The organism is Brevibacillus sp. RS1.1 (assembly GCF_013284365.1).
In the GTDB taxonomy this organism is placed as follows: domain Bacteria; phylum Bacillota; class Bacilli; order Brevibacillales; family Brevibacillaceae; genus Brevibacillus; species Brevibacillus brevis_D.
Window position 1 is genome coordinate 27,544 of the sequence record NZ_JABSVA010000019.1, and the last position, 18,571, is coordinate 46,114.

Sequence of the window (18,571 nt, forward strand, 5' to 3'; positions counted from 1 at the left end):
TTCGCAGTCTTTTTTTGTTTTTCGGTAAAAACTCCGTGAACTTTTCATTAAAACCAAAAAGTTACACAGTTGTCCTAGTACGTTTTTGAACTTACTTGTATACCGTGTACAAGCGGCGAAAAATAAATCAAAAGAGTAGGATCAAGGAGATGAGAGTGACCAGATGAAATTAATTGTGAATGAAAAAGAGTTGAAAGAGTATTTTCAAGGGCTGCGACGTCTCGTTTGGGGAAAAGATCAAAGAGACGAAGAAGTCGAAAATGACAAGGAAGAAGCTATTCGCTGTTCGCTTCGCAAAGAGCTGTATGCAGAAGAATTCGCCGCGTTTCTGCAAGAAAACCACAATAATTTGCTGCGACAAGATTCTTTTCGTAAAGTGCTGCTGCGCTATTTGCATGAAAACGTCGAGCTGGGAACTGATGCAGGAAGTGTCACAGGCGTCCTGAATGAGGTTGGTCGGGACTATGCTGAAATCATAGAGTCAGGCGGTTCACGTGTGCTGATTCGTTTCACACAAATTAATTATGTTCATGAGGTGTAAGGAGGAGAAGACAAATGAACTATGTACAGAAATTGAGAACGTTTATAGGCGATAGTGTACAAGTCGTAATCGGATTAGACGTGATTAACGGTGAGTTGCTTGGCGTGACCAATTCGACATTAACCGTGCTTGCAGCAAGTGATCCCGGCTATGGCGGTGGCCAAACAGTAGTATTTCAACTCGATCGCATCACGTACGTGCGCGTTCTCTAATGAAAGAGAGGCAAGGGATAAGGGGCCTAGTGCCCCTATCCATTCTAATCTCTGCCATGCATGGGACAGCTCATCTGCCAAAGCTGATCGCCGCATGCAAACAGCTTGCACCTCTGGAGATCATCGTGATTTCAACAAGGGCCCTGGAACTTGACTCAGGTGTCCGCGTCGTTCTTGTAGAGGCTGCTGAGAATCTATTCTCATGGCGCAGAGAGGCTGCCAAGCATGCAAAAGGAAGTGTCCTGCTTTTTCTCGGTGAAGAACAAATCGATTCGCTGTCTGGATTGCAGCGCTTCTTGTTCCCGATTTTATATGGAAAGGCACAGGTCGTTTTGCCCCAGCAGGATATACGACACAGGAGGCTGACAAAACCAAGGCCTATCCACAGTTTTTCCCTGCTGCTAAATAATCTTTTCGGCCGCACTGATCTGCGTGAAGCTTCCTTACTAGACACCCCTCACGCGATGACCAGAGAGGCACTTTCCAAAATCGGAGTGGAACAGTTGGCACAGCCTGTCCAAGCACACAAGCGGGCGGTTATGAGTGGGCTGTCCATTACCGCGCAAACCTTTGGAACGGGGACGGAAGAACGGATGTTTTTGCCACAGCTTCACGGTTCGTTGCTCAAAGAGCTCTCCTTGTATGAAAAGCTGGTGATTGCCGAACAGCTTGATCTCGTCTCGCGTCTTCCTTTTCGCGGCGGACTGTCCGATGGAGGCCGGCGAAGAGATATAGCAGAGAATGTGAGTAGTAAAAACAGTGGTATGCCTGTTACACAGGTAGGGAAATGGCCTTTGCGACGAACAACTCTTTACGGTGGGAAAACGCTATCCGTGATCATTCCAGCCCGTAACGAGGCAGCGACGATCCAGCAAGTGATCCGTGAAGTTCTTCGACTGGACCCTGCTGAGATCATCGTGGTCGTCAATGGTTCCGTTGATCAAACAGCACAGCTTGCCCGTGAATGCGGCGTGACGACCGTAGAGTTCCCATTTGCATTGGGCGTCGATACTGGACGGGCAATTGGTGCAAGTTTGTCGAAAGGCGACATCCTGTTGTTTGTCGATGCGGATATGATTATGACCGTCCATGATCTGTACCCATTTGTTCTCGCGTGTGAGTGCGGCGTGGATGTGGCCCTGAATGATGTTTCTGTATTTTTGAATCAACCTTGCCCAGACAATGTCTTCGTGGCTTGTCGCCAAGCGCTCAACTTGGCTTTGAATCGTAAGGATTTGGGGATCGGGTCTATGGTGACCGTCCCCTTTGCCTTACGCAGGGAAGCGGTTGCTCCGCTCGGGTGGCACATACTGCTTTGTCCTCCAAAAGCACAAGCAGCATATGCCCAGGCAGGTGTAAAGATGGAATTGGTTCATCAGGTGAACAGCTTCACCTCCAACCGACTCCGGCCAGAAAAACACTTCGCCAGCGCTGGAATGCCCCCCGCCGTCGAACAGATTGCGGGTGACCACGTGGAAGCTTTACAGTTTCTGGCGAAAGGACGGCAGCGAGATGAGATGTGAAAACAAGAGGACTGGAAGGAGGAAAAGAATTTGGCAAAAGAGAGAATAGAAGGTCTAGTAAGTGTCGTCATTACCAATTTCAACAGGGCTGCTTATATACGTGAATGCTTGGACAGCATCCTCCAGCAAACCTATGAGAATTGGGAGATTATCCTGATCGATGATGCATCGACAGATCATTCCGTAGAAGTGGCCAAAAAATGGTTGGAAGAGAGTAAAAGGTTTTTTCCAAGAGAGAATCAGGTGCTGATTCATGAGCTCCCTCGCAATATTGGCTTTTCGGGTGCCATCAATGTCGGGCATTACCTGAGCAGAGGCGAGTTCATCGCGATTCAGGACTCGGATGATTTCTCCCATATCCTGCGTCTTTCGCGGCAGGTTGAATATTTGAAAAACCATCCCCAGATCGATTTGGTTGGTACGAACTACTATGCGTTTTCGGCCGATCATCCGGAAAAAAAGCAGCTAGCTGGATGGATCAAGTACGGCGATGACATTCGCAAAGTATACGGAAACGGGGGACACTGCGTCTGTCACGGAACCTGCATGTTTCGAGGGCGATTGTTTGACCAGATTGGTGGCCCGACACGCCGGATTGAGGGTGCAGAAGACTACGAATTTATCGCCAAAGCTTTGAATGCGAGAGCAGGCGTGAACAATATAGCAGAAGCATTGTATTATTACCGGACCCACGCTGAGCAGCGTTCAGCCCACTATTATCGGAAGAAGGGAGGGTAAAAAGTTGACTAGCAGTAATGATCGGATATTGATGGTGCTGGACAGTTTGAGGACAGGCGGAACGGAGACATACGTTCTTAGCATGGGGAAAGCATTGAGGAAAAAAGGAGTCCAATTGTTTTATGCAGGTGGTAATGGCCCCTTCTACCAAGAATTTGTTGATGCAGGCTTTTTGGTTGAACCGATAGAATCCGCTCGTGAGCCGCTTTCGGCACGCAGACAGCATCTGATCGAATGTTACCGTGCATGTATGAAGAAGCATCGTATTACCATCGTCCATGTCCATCAAACGCCATCAGGCTTTCTTGCCGCTACGGCAGCCAATGAGCTCGGCATTCCTGTCGTGTTCACCTTGCATGGAACGTACTACCCAAAGGATGAGGCGATAAAAGTAGCCCAGCTCTGCTCCGCCGTTATCAGTGTGAGCAAACCTGTCCAACTATTCTGGCAAAAGCGCGGGGTAAAAACCACACTCATTTCCAATGGGATTGATATGGAAGAGTTTCAGTCAGGCTCAGCAAGTAGGGCTGATGTGCCGTCTTTGCCGCCTGATGCCACAGTGGTTACGTATGTCAGCAGGTTGGCTTGGCAAAAAGCGACGGTGTGCAACATGGTGTTGCGGGCAACCAAAACACTGCGGAATGAAATCCCCAACCTGCATATCGTGGTGGTGGGTTCGGGTGCCCAGGCCATTCATGTTCATGAGCTGGCAAAAGTGCTGAATAAAGCCGCAGGGCAGCCCTATATTCACATTGTGGGGGAACAAACGGATGTCCGGCCGTATTACGCCATCAGTGATTTGGTGATTGGAACAGGGAGGGTCGCACTCGAAGCGATGGCATGTGGAAAGCCTGTGCTTGCGATCGGGAATCACGGCTACGTCGGTTTGGTGGAACCTTCGTCTTACGAGTTGGCTTGGGATTGTTACTTCGGTGACCACTCCTCTGTGCAGAAGCCGTCTCCTTCGTTGATTGATAGTGCATTGCGTCAAGCATGTAGCGACCGGAGTCAATTGAAGGAAATAGGAGGTCATGGAAGGGTGTGGGTTCAAAACCATTTTCATATCACGCAAAAATGTGCCTCCTTGCTTACTATTTATGCACAAATAAAGAATGGAGGGGGGACAACAAATATGAAAAAAGTCTTGTACGTTGGGTGGCTGGGGTTCAACAATTTGGGCGACGAGCTGATGTGGCATGCCTTTTACAATTTGTCGTGCAAATACCTCGACCCTACACAATACAAGGTAATACCTTCCTTGCCCGGGGTTGATCTGAAGGATGTAAGCGAGTATGACACCGTCGTTTTGGGGGGAGGATCGCTTCTCATCCCTGGGTATGTGGATGTAGCTTATCGTGCTGTTGAACAGAAAAAAAATCTTTGGGTCTGGGGAAGCGGATTTGACTCGCAAGATCGAGTAGAGCTGGATTCTTCCGGCAGAATGACGAGCAAGCTGATAAATGGCCAAGATAAAATGAGCCACATGCTGCAAAAAATCACCGAGCACGCCACGTTTTTGGGTGTACGCGGACCAATTACACTCCAATACCTCCAGCAAGCGGGAGTAGGAGAAAAGGCAGCGATTAGCGGAGATCCGGGGATGCTGCTTCTCCCTGCATCATTGCCAATAGTCGTAGATAAAAACAAGCGACCCACGATTGGTATCAACTGGGGCACTTCCTATAACCGGATTTATGGGAAAAACGAGACTGCAGTAGAGGATGCGCTAGCGCATGCAGCCAAGAAGCTAATCCAGGCAGGCTACGATATCCACTTGCTCACCATGTGGGGACCGGATCGGGAAGCCATTAAAAGACTGTACAAAAAAATCAACGATCCAGCGCATACGATTCTCGACCTTGAGCTGCACGATCATACGCAAATGCTGCAGTTGATGAAAGGCTTTCAAGCGACAATCAACTTTAAGTTGCATGCCAATGTGCTGAGTGCCGCTGCGGGTGTTCCGTTCGTTTGTTTGGCGTATCGCATTAAGGGTATTGACTTCGCTTATTCACTGGATCTCCCGGAGCTCATCGTGTCAACAGACGAGCCGCGACTAGGTGAACGAATTCTTTCCTGCACCTGGGAGGCCATCGCACGCAAGGATCAGATCACAGCAAAATTGGCGGCGAGTCAGAAAAAAATGATCGAGAATTTGGAGCTGCCGTTCATTCAGGGCTTGTTGTAAGACCATTTGTACGATAAAAAAAGTAAAAGATGAGGGGACCTGTGGATTCGCTACAGGTCCCCTCAATCGTTGATCGTGACAAAAATCAGTACTCACCGTGCTCCCGCAAGCTGGCTACAGGAACGCTCATCTCATGATCCGGCTGGTTGAGCGGGTAAATTCTCGCCATGTCGTTGTCATCATCTATGTGCTGGATGTATACGGGCATTCCATCGCAGGTCACATTCGCCATAACGGGTGAAGCGGCGATTTCTTTCGCGCGCTGTTTATTCATTTTGATTCCTCCTGTCAGTTGTAACAGCTTTAATATGTACGTCAGCCCAGCGCAGTATACTTTTTACCGCTGTTGACATTACCTAAAATATGTAATAAATTGGAGGGGAAATTACTACGAAATCGTACTAAAAGGAGTCACCGGTATGCAGCAACTATATGACCTCTTTCTGAAAACCGGTTTGCGTCCGTTCGCCTTTATGCCCGATACGATGCAGCTTGAAGAAAAACTGACTCGCTCTGATTTGACGACCCTCCTCCTATTGTTGTTCCGCGGAGATTTGACTATGTCAGAGTTGGCGCAAGAGATGGGGGCGCCGCTTAGTTCGATGACCAGCATCGCGAAACGGCTTGAACGCAAAGGCTACATCGCGAGGGCTACCTCTGCAGAGGATCAACGGGTGAAGCTCGTCACACTGACACAACCAGGCAAACAGCTCGCAAAAGAATCAGAGCAAATGATGCTAGCGATGTTGGGGAGGCTTCAGGAGGCATTTACACCGGAGGAAATGGAGCAATTCACTGCCCTTTTACTCAAAGCCGCCAAGGTATTTCAGGACGGAGGACCTGTCAAGCCTCGTGAAACAAAGGTTCGTTCCATCAAGATCAACATTGAGGAATAGTTTGATCGAATCTGCTTCTTTTTTTGTTTAATTACTACGAAATCGTACTAAATGGATCGTGAAGGAGAGAGTCGAGATGAGAATCATCATCTACACTGGCAAAGGTGGAGTTGGCAAGACAAGTGTTGCAGCAGCAACGGCTGTTAAGCTAGCAAAGCAGGGAAAGAGGACGCTCGTACTCAGTACGGATGCGGCACACAGTTTGGCAGATTCATTGGGGACTGTGATCGGACCAGACCCCGTACTCATTAGCGAAAATTTATGGGGCCAGGAAGTAAACAGCTTGCGGGAAACCGAGCGCAATTGGGGAGCCGTTCAGGGATGGCTGACAACACTGCTCGACAAAGCACAGCTGACTGATATTACGACGGAGGAGATGCTTGTTTTTCCTGGCATGGAGGAAATGTTCAGTTTGCTACAGATCAAGGAACATGCCGTAAGCGGGCAGTTCGACGTCCTGGTAGTAGATTGTGCCCCAACCGGAGAAACCCTGCGTCTGCTCAGTTATCCCAACGTATTGAATTGGTGGTTGGAGAAAATTTTTCCGACGGAACGCAAGCTGATCAAACTGGTTCGCCCAGTGGCCAAGATCGTCAACAAAGTAGAGCTTCCTTCTGATGATGTGCTAAACAGCGTCGAGCAGCTCGCCCGGGGGCTGGAGGAAATGCAACGCATTGTTTTGGACCCGGAAATCACATCAGTTAGGATCGTAGTAAATCCAGAAAAAATGGTACTTGCGGAAGCAAAGCGCTCGTTTACGTACTTGAATCTGTTCGGGTTCAATACGGATGCCATCATCGTGAATCGGGTGCTTCCGGATGAAGCGGGAGAAGGATTTTTTGCCCACTGGCGGGATCTGCAGCGCAAGTATGAGAACGAAATCGTGGAAAACTTTCAGCCGCTGCCGATTTTGAAAGCCCCGATGATGCCAAAAGAAGTGATTGGGCTTCCCGTGTTAGAAGAATTGGCTGATATCGTTTTTGGAACAGAAGATCCATCCGCCAAGCTTTATCAGGGCAGAACGGAACTGATTCGAGAAGTGGATGGTGAGCTGCATTTGGAGCTGATGATTCCTTTTGTGGATAAGGCAGCGCTGGATTTAACGCAAACAGGGGATGAATTGACCGTAAATGCTGGCGCCTACAAGCGAAAAGTCATCTTGCCACGAGTGTTAATGGGACGACAGGTGACGGGAGCGAAATATGCGGAAGATCGGCTGATCATTCGTTTTAGCGCAAGGGAAGGGGCTGCCCAGCATTGAGAGGAGAATGGACATGGTAAGTGGGATCAAGCGCCAAATGGGCTTCACTCTCATCCTGACAGGACTGCTGCATACGGTTGTCGGTCTGTTTTTATACGCGGAGCCGCTTCAGCAGATTGTTGCTAATGGCTTTTGGAATGCGGTAGGGAAAGAAGAAGTTGCTGCTTTCTGGTTTCTAATGTTTGGCTTTTTGCTGATGTTGCTCGGATATATGGCGGATTGGCTGATGAAAAAGAAGGGAATGGAGACGCCGGCTGCCTTTGGGTGGACGATACTCGGGATATGTGTGGTCGGGATGATTGCCATGCCTACCTCTGGCTTCTGGCTTGGTATACCACAGGCTGGCATCCTGCTGCGCAAGTGATGTAAGAAATTTGCGGATAGGTAGATGGTTCAGATAAAATGAATGTAACCATTTTCCATATGGTTCAATATCCGAGGTGATCTTCCTTGAACTTCTTAGATGCAATAACCAATGGACCCCAGAGTTTTTGGAACACATCCAAAAATCCGCGAAGTCATCCATTAAGCTCACGCTGACGAAAGAAGCGGCCACCTTAACAGATAGCAAGGTGGGCGGAAAGCCGTGGCTGCCGCCACAAATGCCATACCCACAGGATGAAGATGGAAACGACTACTTGTTTCTCGAACAAATCAACTGGACGCAAATGCCGCGACTCGATGGCTACCCTGCTAGTGGATTGACCAGTTTTTTTGTCAAGGAGGATGATACCTTCGGATTGATGGATCAATCCTTTCACGTGCTCCATTTTGATGAGGTCATGGACACACAGGAAATTGACCCGTTTCAACCAGAGGACCCTGACGTGTACAGTCCGGTACTAGGTGGGCCATACAAAGTGACAGGAAAACTAGAGTCGCAGTACGTCCCTCATCGAGATCCACAGGCGGTGAATTATCAGCTACCTACTGACGAGAATCAAGTGGCCTACTCCAAATATTGGGACCTTGCCGATGCAAGCGGTTCACGGATCGGAGGATATCCCTACTTTACCCAGGAGTATGGGAATCAGGATGGATGGGAGATGCTCCTTCAACTGGATATGGAAGGCGACAATTACGATTACTATGTCTCGTGGGGAGATAGCGGAGTGGGCAACTTCTTCATTCGCAGGGAGGACCTTCTTCGTCTGGATTTTTCAAAGGTTTCGTATTCATGGGATTGTCTATAAAAGAAAGATGGGGATACAACGATGGCGCACATACATGACGTCCAAAGCTTACTCAAAGAATCGCAGAAGACCAGAGTGAAATACTTGTTCTTTTGGGGGCATACACAGAAGGATTCAGGCACGACCGATAAATCTTGTTTCAGCCAATGGTATCCGGCCGCTTTTGTAGAGGACGGTATCACGTACCTAACCGCGGAGCATTACATGATGGCGAAAAAGGCTGAGCTGTTTGGTGATCTTGCCATCCGTGATGAAATACTGAGAAAAAATCATCCGAAACAAGCGAAGGATTTGGGACGAAAGGTACATTCCTTTGACGAGGCTGTGTGGAATGCGAACAAGACATCGATTGTTCGCCAAGCAAACCTGTTAAAATTCAGCCAGCATGTCGATTTGAAAGCATACCTCTTGGACACAGGTGACCGCATTATTGTCGAAGCGAGTCCTTATGATCGGATATGGGGAATAGGAATGGCCCAAGATCATCCGCATGCGGAACAGCCCGAAAAGTGGCGGGGAGAAAATTTGCTCGGTTTTGCATTGATGGCAGTCAGGGAGCAACTGCGTTCGTGATCCGGATTACCAAGATCGGAGAAGAACCCGTCGAGCAGGTTCCCTATCTAGCAGCAGGCGCGAATGGCAAAGGTGTTGTTCCGAGCAGGTTGCCCATCTTTTTTGGGGAAATGGTGAATATTCCTGATGCTTATGATGCGATCATCATTACTTCCGATCTGCAAGGGGTGATAGAGTCTCGACACGAGCAGCAGGTACTGCTTGGCGAAGCGTTGCCAGAGATGGTTTCACTGTTACTCCAAATCGAAAAGCCATCCATTTCAAGGGAACGCGTTCTGGTCTTGCTATGCGGAGACTTGTATGCCGATCCATGGGAACGGGGAAGTAGCGGCGATCCCTCTTCCGTGTGGAAAGCTTTTCAACGCGAGTTTGGAGAGGTGGTCGGGGTTGTTGGCAATCACGATTTGTTTGACTCGGGTTCATTCGCACAGCTTCAACACATGGCAGACATCACCGTAATCAATGATCCCGAAATGGTGCAAGTCAGCCAGCTCCGTATTGCGGGCCTGGGCGGAATCGTAGGTCGTGCGGATAAACCGAATCGGAGGGAAAGGAAGGAGTTCCTGAAAGGAATGCGGGAGCTGCTTCGGAAGCAGCCTGACATTTTGTTACTTCATCAAGGTCCGGATGAGCCTTCATTTGATTTGCAAGGCTTACCTGAAATTCGTGAGTGCTTGCAGCAACACTCTCCAGTACTCGTCTGCTGTGGGCATGTACACTGGGCGCGATCTTGGATCGAGCTTGGCCAAGGGACACAAGTGTTGAACGCGGATGGGAAACTATTTGTCTTTACGCGAAAAAGTGGTTGAGCAGACTCTGCGCTGCTAACCACTTTTTTCTATTACTGAACGGAAAAGGAATTTTTTACCTGTTCAAGGGACATGACCATTTGCCCATATAGCTTTCCGTCTGGAGTCGCGGGGTCATATGGATTGGACTGGGGCAAGGAGACAGCGTAGACAAGCCCATGTGTTTGTGCCAGTACATCACCTAGCGGAGGCCCTTCCATTTTGGACAAGTGATTCCAATGCGGTACCGTCATGACAAAAATGGTGAGGAGTGAGGAGTGCCCTTCCTTTCGCTGATTAGGCGCGAACATAAAATGCACTTCGTATTTCGTCGGCACATCCAGCTTGCCCTCCTGTGGCTGTTGGCGAGGGGGACGCTTCGTCGTCGATGAGAACTCCTCCACGATGTAATTTCCTTTCCAAGTGGGAGGAAGGGTAAACGTAAATGTCTCGGTGATCGGGATCGGCACCGTGAACTGATTGTTTATGATTCGACCTTTGATCTCATCGGTTGCCGGTCTTTTGACTTCCGGCTCAGGGTCAGATGGAGCCGCTTGCTGTGGGGGTGGTGCTGCTTGTGGACCTGGCAGCGAACAGGCGGAGAGCTGAAAAATGATGATGAGTCCTACTGAGAAGCACGTTGCTACTTTCATCCCGATCCTCCTTGATGTATAAAACACTCTCATTTATTCATTCCAAGCGGGGAGGAAAACTATTCCATATTCTTATCATGAATATTTATTCAATAAAACATATTTTTCTTGAATATCAGAAAATATATAATTATAATTTAAATCAGAAAACGTTTCCGGTATTCGGAAAAAGGAATACGCAATTCATCCGGGAGATAAATGGGGGATAGCAGGATGATTGAGGTTAAGCAGCTTGTCAAATCTTTTGGCCCGTTAACCGTGTTGAAGGGCGTTACGCTCACGGTGGAAGAAAAGGAAGTGGTTGTCTTGCTTGGAGCCAGTGGATCAGGCAAAAGTACTTTACTCCGATGTTTGAATTTTCTGGAATTTTATGACAGCGGAGAGATTCGAATCGGCGGCCAGCAAATTGATCCACACAAGACGAATCTGAATCAGTTCCGCGCCGAGGTCGGCATGGTTTTTCAGCACTTCAATCTGTTTCCGCACAAGACCGTTTTGGAAAACGTGATCGAGGCACCAGTTCACGTCAAAGGGATGAGTGCAGCAGAAGCCAAACAATTAGCGTACGAGCTCCTAAAAAAAGTAAATATGCAGGACAAAGCCGATGTCTACCCGGATATGCTCTCTGGTGGACAAAAGCAGCGGGTTGCCATCGCCCGGGCTCTTGCGATGAAGCCGAAGATCATGCTGTTTGATGAGCCAACCTCTGCACTCGATCCCGAGCTCGTCGGTGAAGTGTTACAGGTCATGAAGCAGCTCGCCAAAGAAGGAATGACGATGATCGTCGTGACACACGAGATGGGGTTCGCTCGTGAAGTAGCTGATCGGGCGGTGTTCATGCACGATGGGCAAATTCTGGAGCAAGGACCGCCGAAAGAATTCTTTGAAAACCCACAGCATGATCGTACCAAGCAGTTTTTACGCAGCATCCGTTAAAATCCATGAAAAAGGTAGTTCAAAAAGTCGTCTTTTGATCACGAAGTAGTCCTGAAAGCTAATTCGACATCGAAAGAGGTGTTCACCTTCGAAGTCCGGTGCTCATGTAGGTCCGCTACATTCCGCTCCTCCTTCTTCAGGTTCTCACCACTTTCTCGGTGCTGAAAAGCCAACTTTTTGAACACGAATAGTAGAGATGAATACAGGGGGAATCACCAATGAAAAAGCATGCAAAATGGTCCGGAATTTTGTTGTCCACTGTCCTAGTAGGCTCGTTGTTGCTCTCTGCTTGTGGATCACAGGGAAGTGCACCGGCAGCAGGTGGACAAGCTGCTGGTGACGGTGGAAAGAAGGATTTTACGTACGCCATGAGTGGCGTGTACAAGCCGTTTAGCTTCAAGGAAAACGGGCAACTGACTGGCTTTGACGTAGAGATTGGACAAGCGCTGGCAGAAAAAATGGGCATGAACGCGGTGCCGATCACCAATCCATTCGAAACGATCATCCCTGGCCTGGACGCGAAAAAATACGACGCTGTCATCGGGAGCTTGACCGTCACACCTGAACGCCAAAAAGCTGTTTTGTTCACCAATCCATACTACCGTTCCGGTTCGCAAATTTTCGTACAAGAGGGCAATACAACAATCAAGACCAAAGAGGATTTGAAAGGTAAAAAGATCGGCGTCGTGAAAGCATCCAACTACTTGGATTGGGCGAAAAAGCTGACGGATGAAGACAAAATCACTCAATATGATAGCGATATCACCGCTTTGCTCGACCTGCCGACAGGGCGTCTCGATGCAGTGATTACCGACCAGGTAGTAGGCTTGCGATTCATTAAAGAAGGCGGCGGAAAAGTGATTGATGTAGGCGAACCACTCAGCTTTGACGAGCAAGCAATCGCTGTGCGCTTGGGCGACCAAGAGGCAGTGGAGCGGATCAACAAGGCGTTGGATGAGATCGTCAAAGACGGCACTTATGAGAAAATCAGCCAAAAATGGTTTGGCCGCAACATCTTGCAAAAACAGTAAGTGGGCAACGGGGTGTCCGTGATGGACGCCCTCCTTTTAACGCTTCATGTGAGGAGGATTAAACGTGATTATTGATATTTTTCTATCCAGTTATCCCCTTTTTCTAAAAGCGACATGGCTCACGGTTCAGTTGACGGCGGTTGCCCTGCTCCTCGGGTGTGTGGTAGGTCTTGTCATTGCCTTTTTCCGGATATCCGATTCCAAAGCATTGAACTACATCGCGCACACCTATATTACCGTCATTCGCGGAACGCCATTGATCGTACAAATTTGTATTCTGTACTTCGGCTTGGCGAATATGGTCACACTGTCGCAGTTTTGGGCAGGGGCCATCGCGCTGGCCGTTCATAACGGTGCGTATATTGCGGAAATCTTCCGAGGCTCCATCCAGTCCATCGACCGCGGGCAAATGGAAGCGTCCAGATCACTCGGAATGTCGTACCCGTTGGCGATGCGAAGAATCATTTTGCCGCAGGCGTTCCGTCGGGCGATCCCGTCGCTTGGCAATCAGTTTATTATCGGGTTGAAGGATTCATCGTTGGTCGCATACGTAGGGATGCAGGATTTATGGGGAACGGGTCTCGGTGAGGCAGCTTCCAACTACAAGCAGCTGGAGACGTATATGGTCGTCGGGTTGTACTATCTCGTACTGATCATGATCTTCTCGTATTTTGTAAATAAGCTGGAAGCAAGGCTTGCCAAAGGAAAAGCTCCCACTAAACAAACGAAAGATAGCACGAGTGTTGCAGCGTAACTTTTTGTCATGGAGGACGAAAGAAGGATGGTTCAATCAGTCGAACGGGCGATGAAAATTATTCGGGTACTGATTTCAGACGAAAAACATGCTTGGCCGATTTCGGAGCTAGCGAGCGCAACAGGTCTACCAATCAGTACGCTCCACCGTTTTCTCGAATCCATGATCCAGTTCGGATTGGTTGAGCAGGACCCAGTCACCAAGCATTACAAGCCGGGATATACGTGGATGGAAATCGGTTTTATCCTGCATGAAAAGCTAAACCTGCGAGCTGTAGCGAGACCTTTCATGGAGGAGCTGGCGAATGAAGTCGAGGAGAGTATTTTCCTCAACGTATTGGCCGGAACGGATTCGATGCCGATCGAAAAAGTAGAAAGTCCACTGAAAATACGCATAGATGAGAATCTGGGGGAGCGGATACCTCTCACAATTGGCGCCCCCAGTAAAATCATTCTCGCGTATTTGAAGCAGGATGCGATTACAAAGGTCGTTTCCGCCCAGCTTGCACGAGACAAGCAGCCGTCATTTTTGGAGCAGCTGAGTGAAGCCAAGAAAAGTGGCTATGCGATCAGCTACGAGGAGAAGACGGAAGGCACCATGGCAGTTGCCGCTCCGATCATCGGCTACGGAAATCAACTCGTCGGAGCGCTCTCGATCAACGCCCCATGCTTTCGGGTGACAGAAGATCGATTGCCCCTACTCATCGAAAAAGTGAAGCGTCAAGCTACAACGATTTCGGCAAGAATCGGTGGAGCATAAGCAAATCCTCCATTCCAGCATCTGTTGGTGGAGGGTTTGCTTTTTTTAATAGGAACCATTGGATCTTTCAATTTTTTCGCCCTGAAAAACTGTGTTAGTGTGAAAGAAACAGCAGGGAGGGAAGATAGACATGTTTCCATTTCGCGTCATAAATCAGGAAACTACCGAAGATGTGCTGGATATGGCCAGCGTGATTGAAGTGGTCGAGCAAGCCTATCAAATGAAATCGAGTCAGCAGGCGACGTTGTTTCCGCTCATTTTTCATGAGTTCGTCGAGGGTAGAGCGGACATGGATATCAAATCCGGTCATTTGCCCCAAGCGGATATATTTGGACTCAAGCTCGTCTCGTGGTTCGGTGACAATGACAAGAAAGGTCTGCCACAATTAGTTGGTACGGTGATGGTATTGGACAGCCAAACGGGTGTACCACAGGGGATTTTGAGTGGAGAGCACATTACTTGTATGCGTACAGGAGCTGCCGGTGGAATCGGGGCAAAGTATTTGGCACGTCCCGAATCGGAGAACCTTCTAATTGTCGGGACGGGACACCAGGCTCCTTTTCAAATCATGGCGACACTGATGACGATGACAGAGATCAAGCGGGTGTACATCTGCAATCCGCGATCACCAGAGAAGGCGCAAAGCTTTGCCGCCAATATCAAAGAAAACCTTTTGACCAGATTCGTCTCCAAATATGCAGGAGAAGAGTACGAGTGTTATGCCAGCCGTTGTGACGTGCAGTTTATTGCAGTGGACACCCTCGAAGAAGCGACTAGAAAAGCAGATATTATCATCACCGCAACCCCTTCACGTGAACCGATGATCCAGGCGGAGTGGGTAAAGCCGGGGACGCATATTAGCTGCATCGGGGCAGACATGGAAGGAAAACAGGAAATCGATGAACGGCTTTTTGCAAAAGCGCGCGTCTTCGTTGATGATGTAGGACAGGCTGTACGCGTGGGAGAGACAAAGGTAGCTGTAAAAAAGGGCCTGATAACAGAAGGCAATATCGCAGCAGAGATCGGCAATGTCATCCCCGGTCATGTCCAAGGACGACAACATGTAGAAGAAATCACGATTTTTGACAGCACCGGGATCGCGTTTCAAGACTTACTGACAGCTGCACACATTTTGAAAGTGGCGGATAAGCGTGGTGTAGGTACGATAGTGGATCTGTAAAAGTGAAAGGATAGGATAAGGAGGAACGACGATGAGAATTGCACCATTTAAAGTAGAAGAATGGATGAACGCCTATGAGACGGAGGCTGTTTACAATATTGCCGAAACATGCGTCGATTCGCTGACGGTAGAAGAGTTGATCCGCCTTTCCGATGAGCCGGAAGATTTTTTCCGCGAGATGGCCCAGAAGAAGCTGACGTACGGTCATATCGAGGGTTCGCCGGAATTCCGCAGCCTCGTCGCGAGTATGTATCAAATGATGAAGCCAGAGAACATTTTGGCGATGAACGGGGCGATTGGAGCGAATTTTCTCACCTTGTTCTCGCTCGTTGCGCCTGGTGACGAAGTCATTACCGTTCATCCGACCTATCAGCAAATTTATTCGGTACCGGAGTCGTTCGGAGCGCAGGTCAAGCTGCTCAGACTTTTGCCGGAAAATGATTTTCTGCCTGATCTGAATGAGCTGCGCTCGCTCGTTACAGACAAGACCAAGCTGATTTGTATCAACAATCCGAACAATCCATCTGGCGCTTTGATGGGTGAAGGGTTGCTGCGAGAAATCGTAGAGATTGCCCGCTCCGTTGACGCTTATGTGCTGTGTGACGAGGTGTATCGTAATTTGCACCAAGACCCAGAGGTTGTGGTGCCATCGATCGTCGACTTGTACGAAAAAGGGATTGCGACAAGCAGCATGTCCAAAGTGTTTTCATTGGCGGGTTTGCGTCTGGGGTGGATTGCAGCACCTCAGGACGTGATCAAGAGCTGCTTTACGCACCGCGACTACACCACTATCAGCTGCGGGATGCTGGATGATATGCTGGCTGTCCATGCACTGAAAAACCGCGACAAGATCATGGAGCGCAACCTGAAGATTGTGCGTGACAACCTGCAAATACTCGACGAATGGGTAGCAAAGGAGCCGTTGGTCTCTTACGTCAAGCCGCAGGCAGGAACAACGGCGATGCTCAAATACGAGCTGGATATCCCTTCGGAAGTGTTTTGTATTGACCTGTTTAAAACGACAGGGGCTTTTTTGACACCAGGCAGTTGCTTTGACATGGAAGGGTGGTTACGAATCGGGTACGCCTGCTCGACGGAAGTACTTCAAGTGGGTCTATCAAAAGTATCGGAGTTTTTGGAGTCACGCAAATAAGGGATAAAGTAGGAGACGGCTCACAAGCTGGCGGAGATTATAGGGAAGCACGCATAGGGTATCGGTTGAACATAGAGCCACTCTCGGCTACACTTTTTCTAACTGAGGTTGTTCAAAAAGCCGAATTTTTGAACACGCACTTACACGAAGAATGGGTGTCGTTCGGTGAGGGAGTGGATAATCAATCATGGAGTTACGCAATCTGAAGACATTTCAGGTCGTTGCCGAGCATTTGAACCTGACGAAGGCCGCAGAGCAACTCGGATACAGCCAGCCTACGATTACACTCCAGATTCAAGCATTGGAGCGGGAGCTGGGACATCCTTTGCTCAATCGGGTAGGCAAGCGCACGTTTTTGACACCGGCCGGAAAAATAGTGAAGCAGCATACGGATCAGCTTTTCTACGTTCTCCAGCACATGGCGGAGGGACTTAATCACTTAGACATGCCTGTAGGACCGCTGGTCGTGGCGGCCCCGGAGTTTTATTGCATACAATACATGCCCCAAATTCTGAAAGCTTATGTCGAGCCACATCCACAGGTCAATCTTCAGGTGATTTCATGCACCAGTCAGGAGAGTTTGAGAAAAATTCAGGCCCACGAGGCGGATATTGGGATCATTGCGGGCACCACCTCGCAACCAGGTATTCATTCCAGCGTCGTGGACTTGGAACAATTTACCTTGATTGCCTCTCCTGATTTGATGAAGGACAAAACACTGGCAGAAGCACTCGTGACCTTTCCTTTTTTGTCCTATCAGGAGGGGTGCAATCTCGACGAATTTATTACCCAATGCCTGTTGGAGTTAAACTACAGCCCACCCTCTGTCATAAAATGTAGCAGCGAAGAAACGATCAAACGGTCAGTCCTGAACCAAACAGGCATAGCCCTGCTCAGTAAGGTTCTCGTGGAAAAAGAGCTTCGAACAGGAGAACTAATCGAGCTGTACCGCTTTTCCAAGAAAGCAGAAACATCGCTGGTCTGTCTGGGTCGCCGACGAGAAGAACCGGCAATCCAGACCTTCATGGAACTAGTCAAAGACATCTGGTTATCCGTAAGAGAAGAGTAGTCATGACAAGGGACTGTCTAAGAAGTCCCTTAAAAGTAAGAAGAAAGGAGCCCTTAGAGGTTCCTTTCATGCTTAGAATTGGGTTACAAATGGTTTTGTCCATCTGTGAACTATTATCGATGCGGTGACGGTATTGTACCTCCCCCTTGGGGTTCCGTCGGTATTAAACCTCCTCCAGGCTCCGGTCTCGGTCTCGTAGGTGTTGTAGGAGTCGTAGATGTTGTGGGGGTTGTAGATGTAGTAGATGTAGTAGACTCTGTCGAAGGCTCTGACTTTGGCACCGGTTTCCCCGAGCAGTTGTTATTACTGTTGTTATTATTCTCCAAGAAAAGCATCTCCTTTATATAGGTGTAGATCCAACATGTAACTGTTTTATACGCGTAGCATAAAGTTAGGATAATTATTTACATAGCATAAGCATGACATTCCCAATAGTTAGTTGGAAAATATAGGAATCGATGCTTTTCATTCAAAAATTAGCTCTTTGATATCGAAGGTGACCTGAGTCTGACGTTTATAAAAATTGAATGTGGGGCAAATTGTCTTTTGGAAACAATATTTTCTCTTCTTGCAGCTCTAGAGCGAGGATTGTTTGACTGATATAATTTTGATTTCTTTCATTTCTGTGTGGAAGGGCAATGATAGTGTAAAATGACAGAAGGTAAGAGAAATAGGAGATGACTATAAATGAGTAAGCAAGTAAACGAAACCGAACTCGTTGCGCATGTAGCAGCGAAAACAAAAGTAGACCCGCAAAAAATCATGATCGTACTCAAGCATGAGCAAGCGTACATGAACAGTGCGAAGGCAGATGCAAAAGGTGATGTCGACGTTGATTTTGATGATCTCGTAGATTACGTCATGGGTAAGTCAGATGTGAAGCTGGATGAGATCACTGTCGAGAAGATCCTGGATGTAGAAATGGAATACTTGATTAAAAAAGGAGTCGCTGGATACATAGACTAATAGAGGACGTCTGGTTATCAGGAAAAGAAGAGTAGTGTTCCAAGCACATTCCCCTGTAGAGGGTGATGTGCTTTTTTATTCTCACAACGCAAAAGGGTAATCATGGTAAGTCTGAAAGACGGTGGCTGCGGTGGGGAGAAGAATATTTCCAGACTAG

At 48.4% G+C, this 18,571-nt stretch carries 22 protein-coding genes; 20 read left to right on the forward strand and 2 right to left on the reverse strand.

The window, feature by feature from the left end; genetic code table 11:
* Nucleotides 1-163 precede the first annotated feature (163 nt).
* Genes HP570_RS28335 through HP570_RS28355 form a run of 5 tightly spaced genes read left to right on the forward strand, consistent with a single transcriptional unit; the run spans nt 164 to nt 5,202 of the window.
* Nucleotides 164-541 (forward strand): DUF2642 domain-containing protein, encoded by a 378-nt coding sequence (locus HP570_RS28335; RefSeq protein ID WP_173627881.1) that lies wholly within the window; start codon nt 164-166, stop codon nt 539-541.
* Between the two features lie 14 nt (nt 542-555).
* Nucleotides 556-753 carry a hypothetical protein gene (locus HP570_RS28340; RefSeq protein ID WP_015892790.1) on the forward strand — a complete coding sequence of 66 codons (198 nt, stop codon included), beginning with the start codon at nt 556-558 and terminating at the stop codon, nt 751-753.
* 29 nt (nt 754-782) lie between these two features.
* Nucleotides 783-2,276 carry a glycosyltransferase gene (locus HP570_RS28345; protein WP_309139220.1) on the forward strand — a complete coding sequence of 498 codons (1,494 nt, stop codon included), beginning with the start codon at nt 783-785 and terminating at the stop codon, nt 2,274-2,276.
* A 30-nt stretch (nt 2,277-2,306) separates the two neighbouring features.
* Entirely contained in the window at nt 2,307-3,014 is a 708-nt protein-coding gene (locus HP570_RS28350; protein ID WP_173627882.1) for a glycosyltransferase family 2 protein, read from the forward strand.
* 4 nt (nt 3,015-3,018) lie between these two features.
* Entirely contained in the window at nt 3,019-5,202 is a 2,184-nt protein-coding gene (locus HP570_RS28355; RefSeq protein WP_173627883.1) for a polysaccharide pyruvyl transferase family protein, read from the forward strand.
* 85 nt (nt 5,203-5,287) lie between these two features.
* Here HP570_RS28355 and HP570_RS28360 read toward each other — a convergent pair whose 3' ends face one another.
* On the reverse strand, nt 5,288-5,476 hold the full coding sequence (locus HP570_RS28360; protein ID WP_173627884.1) for an H-type small acid-soluble spore protein: 189 nt from the start codon (nt 5,474-5,476) through the stop codon (nt 5,288-5,290).
* A gap of 145 nt (nt 5,477-5,621) precedes the next feature.
* On the opposite strand from HP570_RS28360, the gene HP570_RS28365 reads away from it, so the two are divergent.
* The 6 genes from HP570_RS28365 to HP570_RS28390 all read left to right on the forward strand — a co-directional run bounded on the left by HP570_RS28365 (nt 5,622) and on the right by HP570_RS28390 (nt 9,934).
* Nucleotides 5,622-6,098 carry a MarR family winged helix-turn-helix transcriptional regulator gene (locus HP570_RS28365; protein WP_173627885.1) on the forward strand — a complete coding sequence of 159 codons (477 nt, stop codon included), beginning with the start codon at nt 5,622-5,624 and terminating at the stop codon, nt 6,096-6,098.
* A 76-nt stretch (nt 6,099-6,174) separates the two neighbouring features.
* Nucleotides 6,175-7,359, forward strand: coding sequence for an ArsA family ATPase (locus HP570_RS28370; RefSeq protein WP_173627886.1), 1,185 nt, complete (start codon nt 6,175-6,177; stop codon nt 7,357-7,359).
* A gap of 13 nt (nt 7,360-7,372) precedes the next feature.
* Nucleotides 7,373-7,723 carry a DUF6463 family protein gene (locus HP570_RS28375; RefSeq protein ID WP_173627887.1) on the forward strand — a complete coding sequence of 117 codons (351 nt, stop codon included), beginning with the start codon at nt 7,373-7,375 and terminating at the stop codon, nt 7,721-7,723.
* A gap of 127 nt (nt 7,724-7,850) precedes the next feature.
* Nucleotides 7,851-8,552, forward strand: a complete 702-nt coding sequence (locus tag HP570_RS28380; protein ID WP_173627888.1) for a YwqG family protein — start codon at nt 7,851-7,853, stop codon at nt 8,550-8,552.
* A 21-nt stretch (nt 8,553-8,573) separates the two neighbouring features.
* Complete coding sequence (locus HP570_RS28385) at nt 8,574-9,125, forward strand: riboflavin biosynthesis intermediates N-glycosidase (RefSeq protein ID WP_173627889.1); 552 nt, start codon at nt 8,574-8,576, stop codon at nt 9,123-9,125.
* Nucleotides 9,122-9,934, forward strand: coding sequence for a metallophosphoesterase family protein (locus tag HP570_RS28390; RefSeq protein ID WP_173627890.1), 813 nt, complete (start codon nt 9,122-9,124; stop codon nt 9,932-9,934). Before HP570_RS28385 ends, HP570_RS28390 begins: the two co-directional genes overlap by 4 nt.
* Nucleotides 9,935-9,966: 32 nt before the next feature.
* Here the strand turns inward: HP570_RS28390 and HP570_RS28395 are convergent, their stop codons facing one another.
* Complete coding sequence (locus HP570_RS28395) at nt 9,967-10,566, reverse strand: hypothetical protein (protein WP_173627891.1); 600 nt, start codon at nt 10,564-10,566, stop codon at nt 9,967-9,969.
* 213 nt (nt 10,567-10,779) lie between these two features.
* Between HP570_RS28395 and HP570_RS28400 the strand changes: the two genes are divergently transcribed.
* From HP570_RS28400 to HP570_RS28440, 9 genes are all read left to right on the forward strand, one after another.
* Nucleotides 10,780-11,502: an amino acid ABC transporter ATP-binding protein gene (locus tag HP570_RS28400; protein WP_173627892.1), complete on the forward strand. Its 723-nt coding sequence runs from the start codon at nt 10,780-10,782 to the stop codon at nt 11,500-11,502.
* Nucleotides 11,503-11,720: 218 nt separating this feature from the next.
* Nucleotides 11,721-12,533 carry an ABC transporter substrate-binding protein gene (locus HP570_RS28405; protein ID WP_173627893.1) on the forward strand — a complete coding sequence of 271 codons (813 nt, stop codon included), beginning with the start codon at nt 11,721-11,723 and terminating at the stop codon, nt 12,531-12,533.
* Nucleotides 12,534-12,597: 64 nt separating this feature from the next.
* Complete coding sequence (locus HP570_RS28410) at nt 12,598-13,287, forward strand: amino acid ABC transporter permease (RefSeq protein ID WP_173627894.1); 690 nt, start codon at nt 12,598-12,600, stop codon at nt 13,285-13,287.
* A 27-nt stretch (nt 13,288-13,314) separates the two neighbouring features.
* Nucleotides 13,315-14,046, forward strand: coding sequence for an IclR family transcriptional regulator (locus HP570_RS28415; protein ID WP_087351054.1), 732 nt, complete (start codon nt 13,315-13,317; stop codon nt 14,044-14,046).
* Between the two features lie 130 nt (nt 14,047-14,176).
* Complete coding sequence (locus tag HP570_RS28420; protein ID WP_173627895.1) at nt 14,177-15,226, forward strand: ornithine cyclodeaminase family protein; 1,050 nt, start codon at nt 14,177-14,179, stop codon at nt 15,224-15,226.
* 31 nt (nt 15,227-15,257) lie between these two features.
* Complete coding sequence (locus HP570_RS28425; protein ID WP_173627896.1) at nt 15,258-16,379, forward strand: aminotransferase; 1,122 nt, start codon at nt 15,258-15,260, stop codon at nt 16,377-16,379.
* Between the two features lie 187 nt (nt 16,380-16,566).
* Entirely contained in the window at nt 16,567-17,448 is an 882-nt protein-coding gene (locus tag HP570_RS28430; protein ID WP_173627897.1) for a LysR family transcriptional regulator, read from the forward strand.
* A 105-nt stretch (nt 17,449-17,553) separates the two neighbouring features.
* Nucleotides 17,554-17,796, forward strand: a complete 243-nt coding sequence (locus HP570_RS28435) for a hypothetical protein (protein ID WP_173627898.1) — start codon at nt 17,554-17,556, stop codon at nt 17,794-17,796.
* Nucleotides 17,797-18,135: 339 nt separating this feature from the next.
* Entirely contained in the window at nt 18,136-18,414 is a 279-nt protein-coding gene (locus tag HP570_RS28440) for a hypothetical protein (protein ID WP_015892771.1), read from the forward strand.
* Nucleotides 18,415-18,571: the final 157 nt, after the last annotated feature.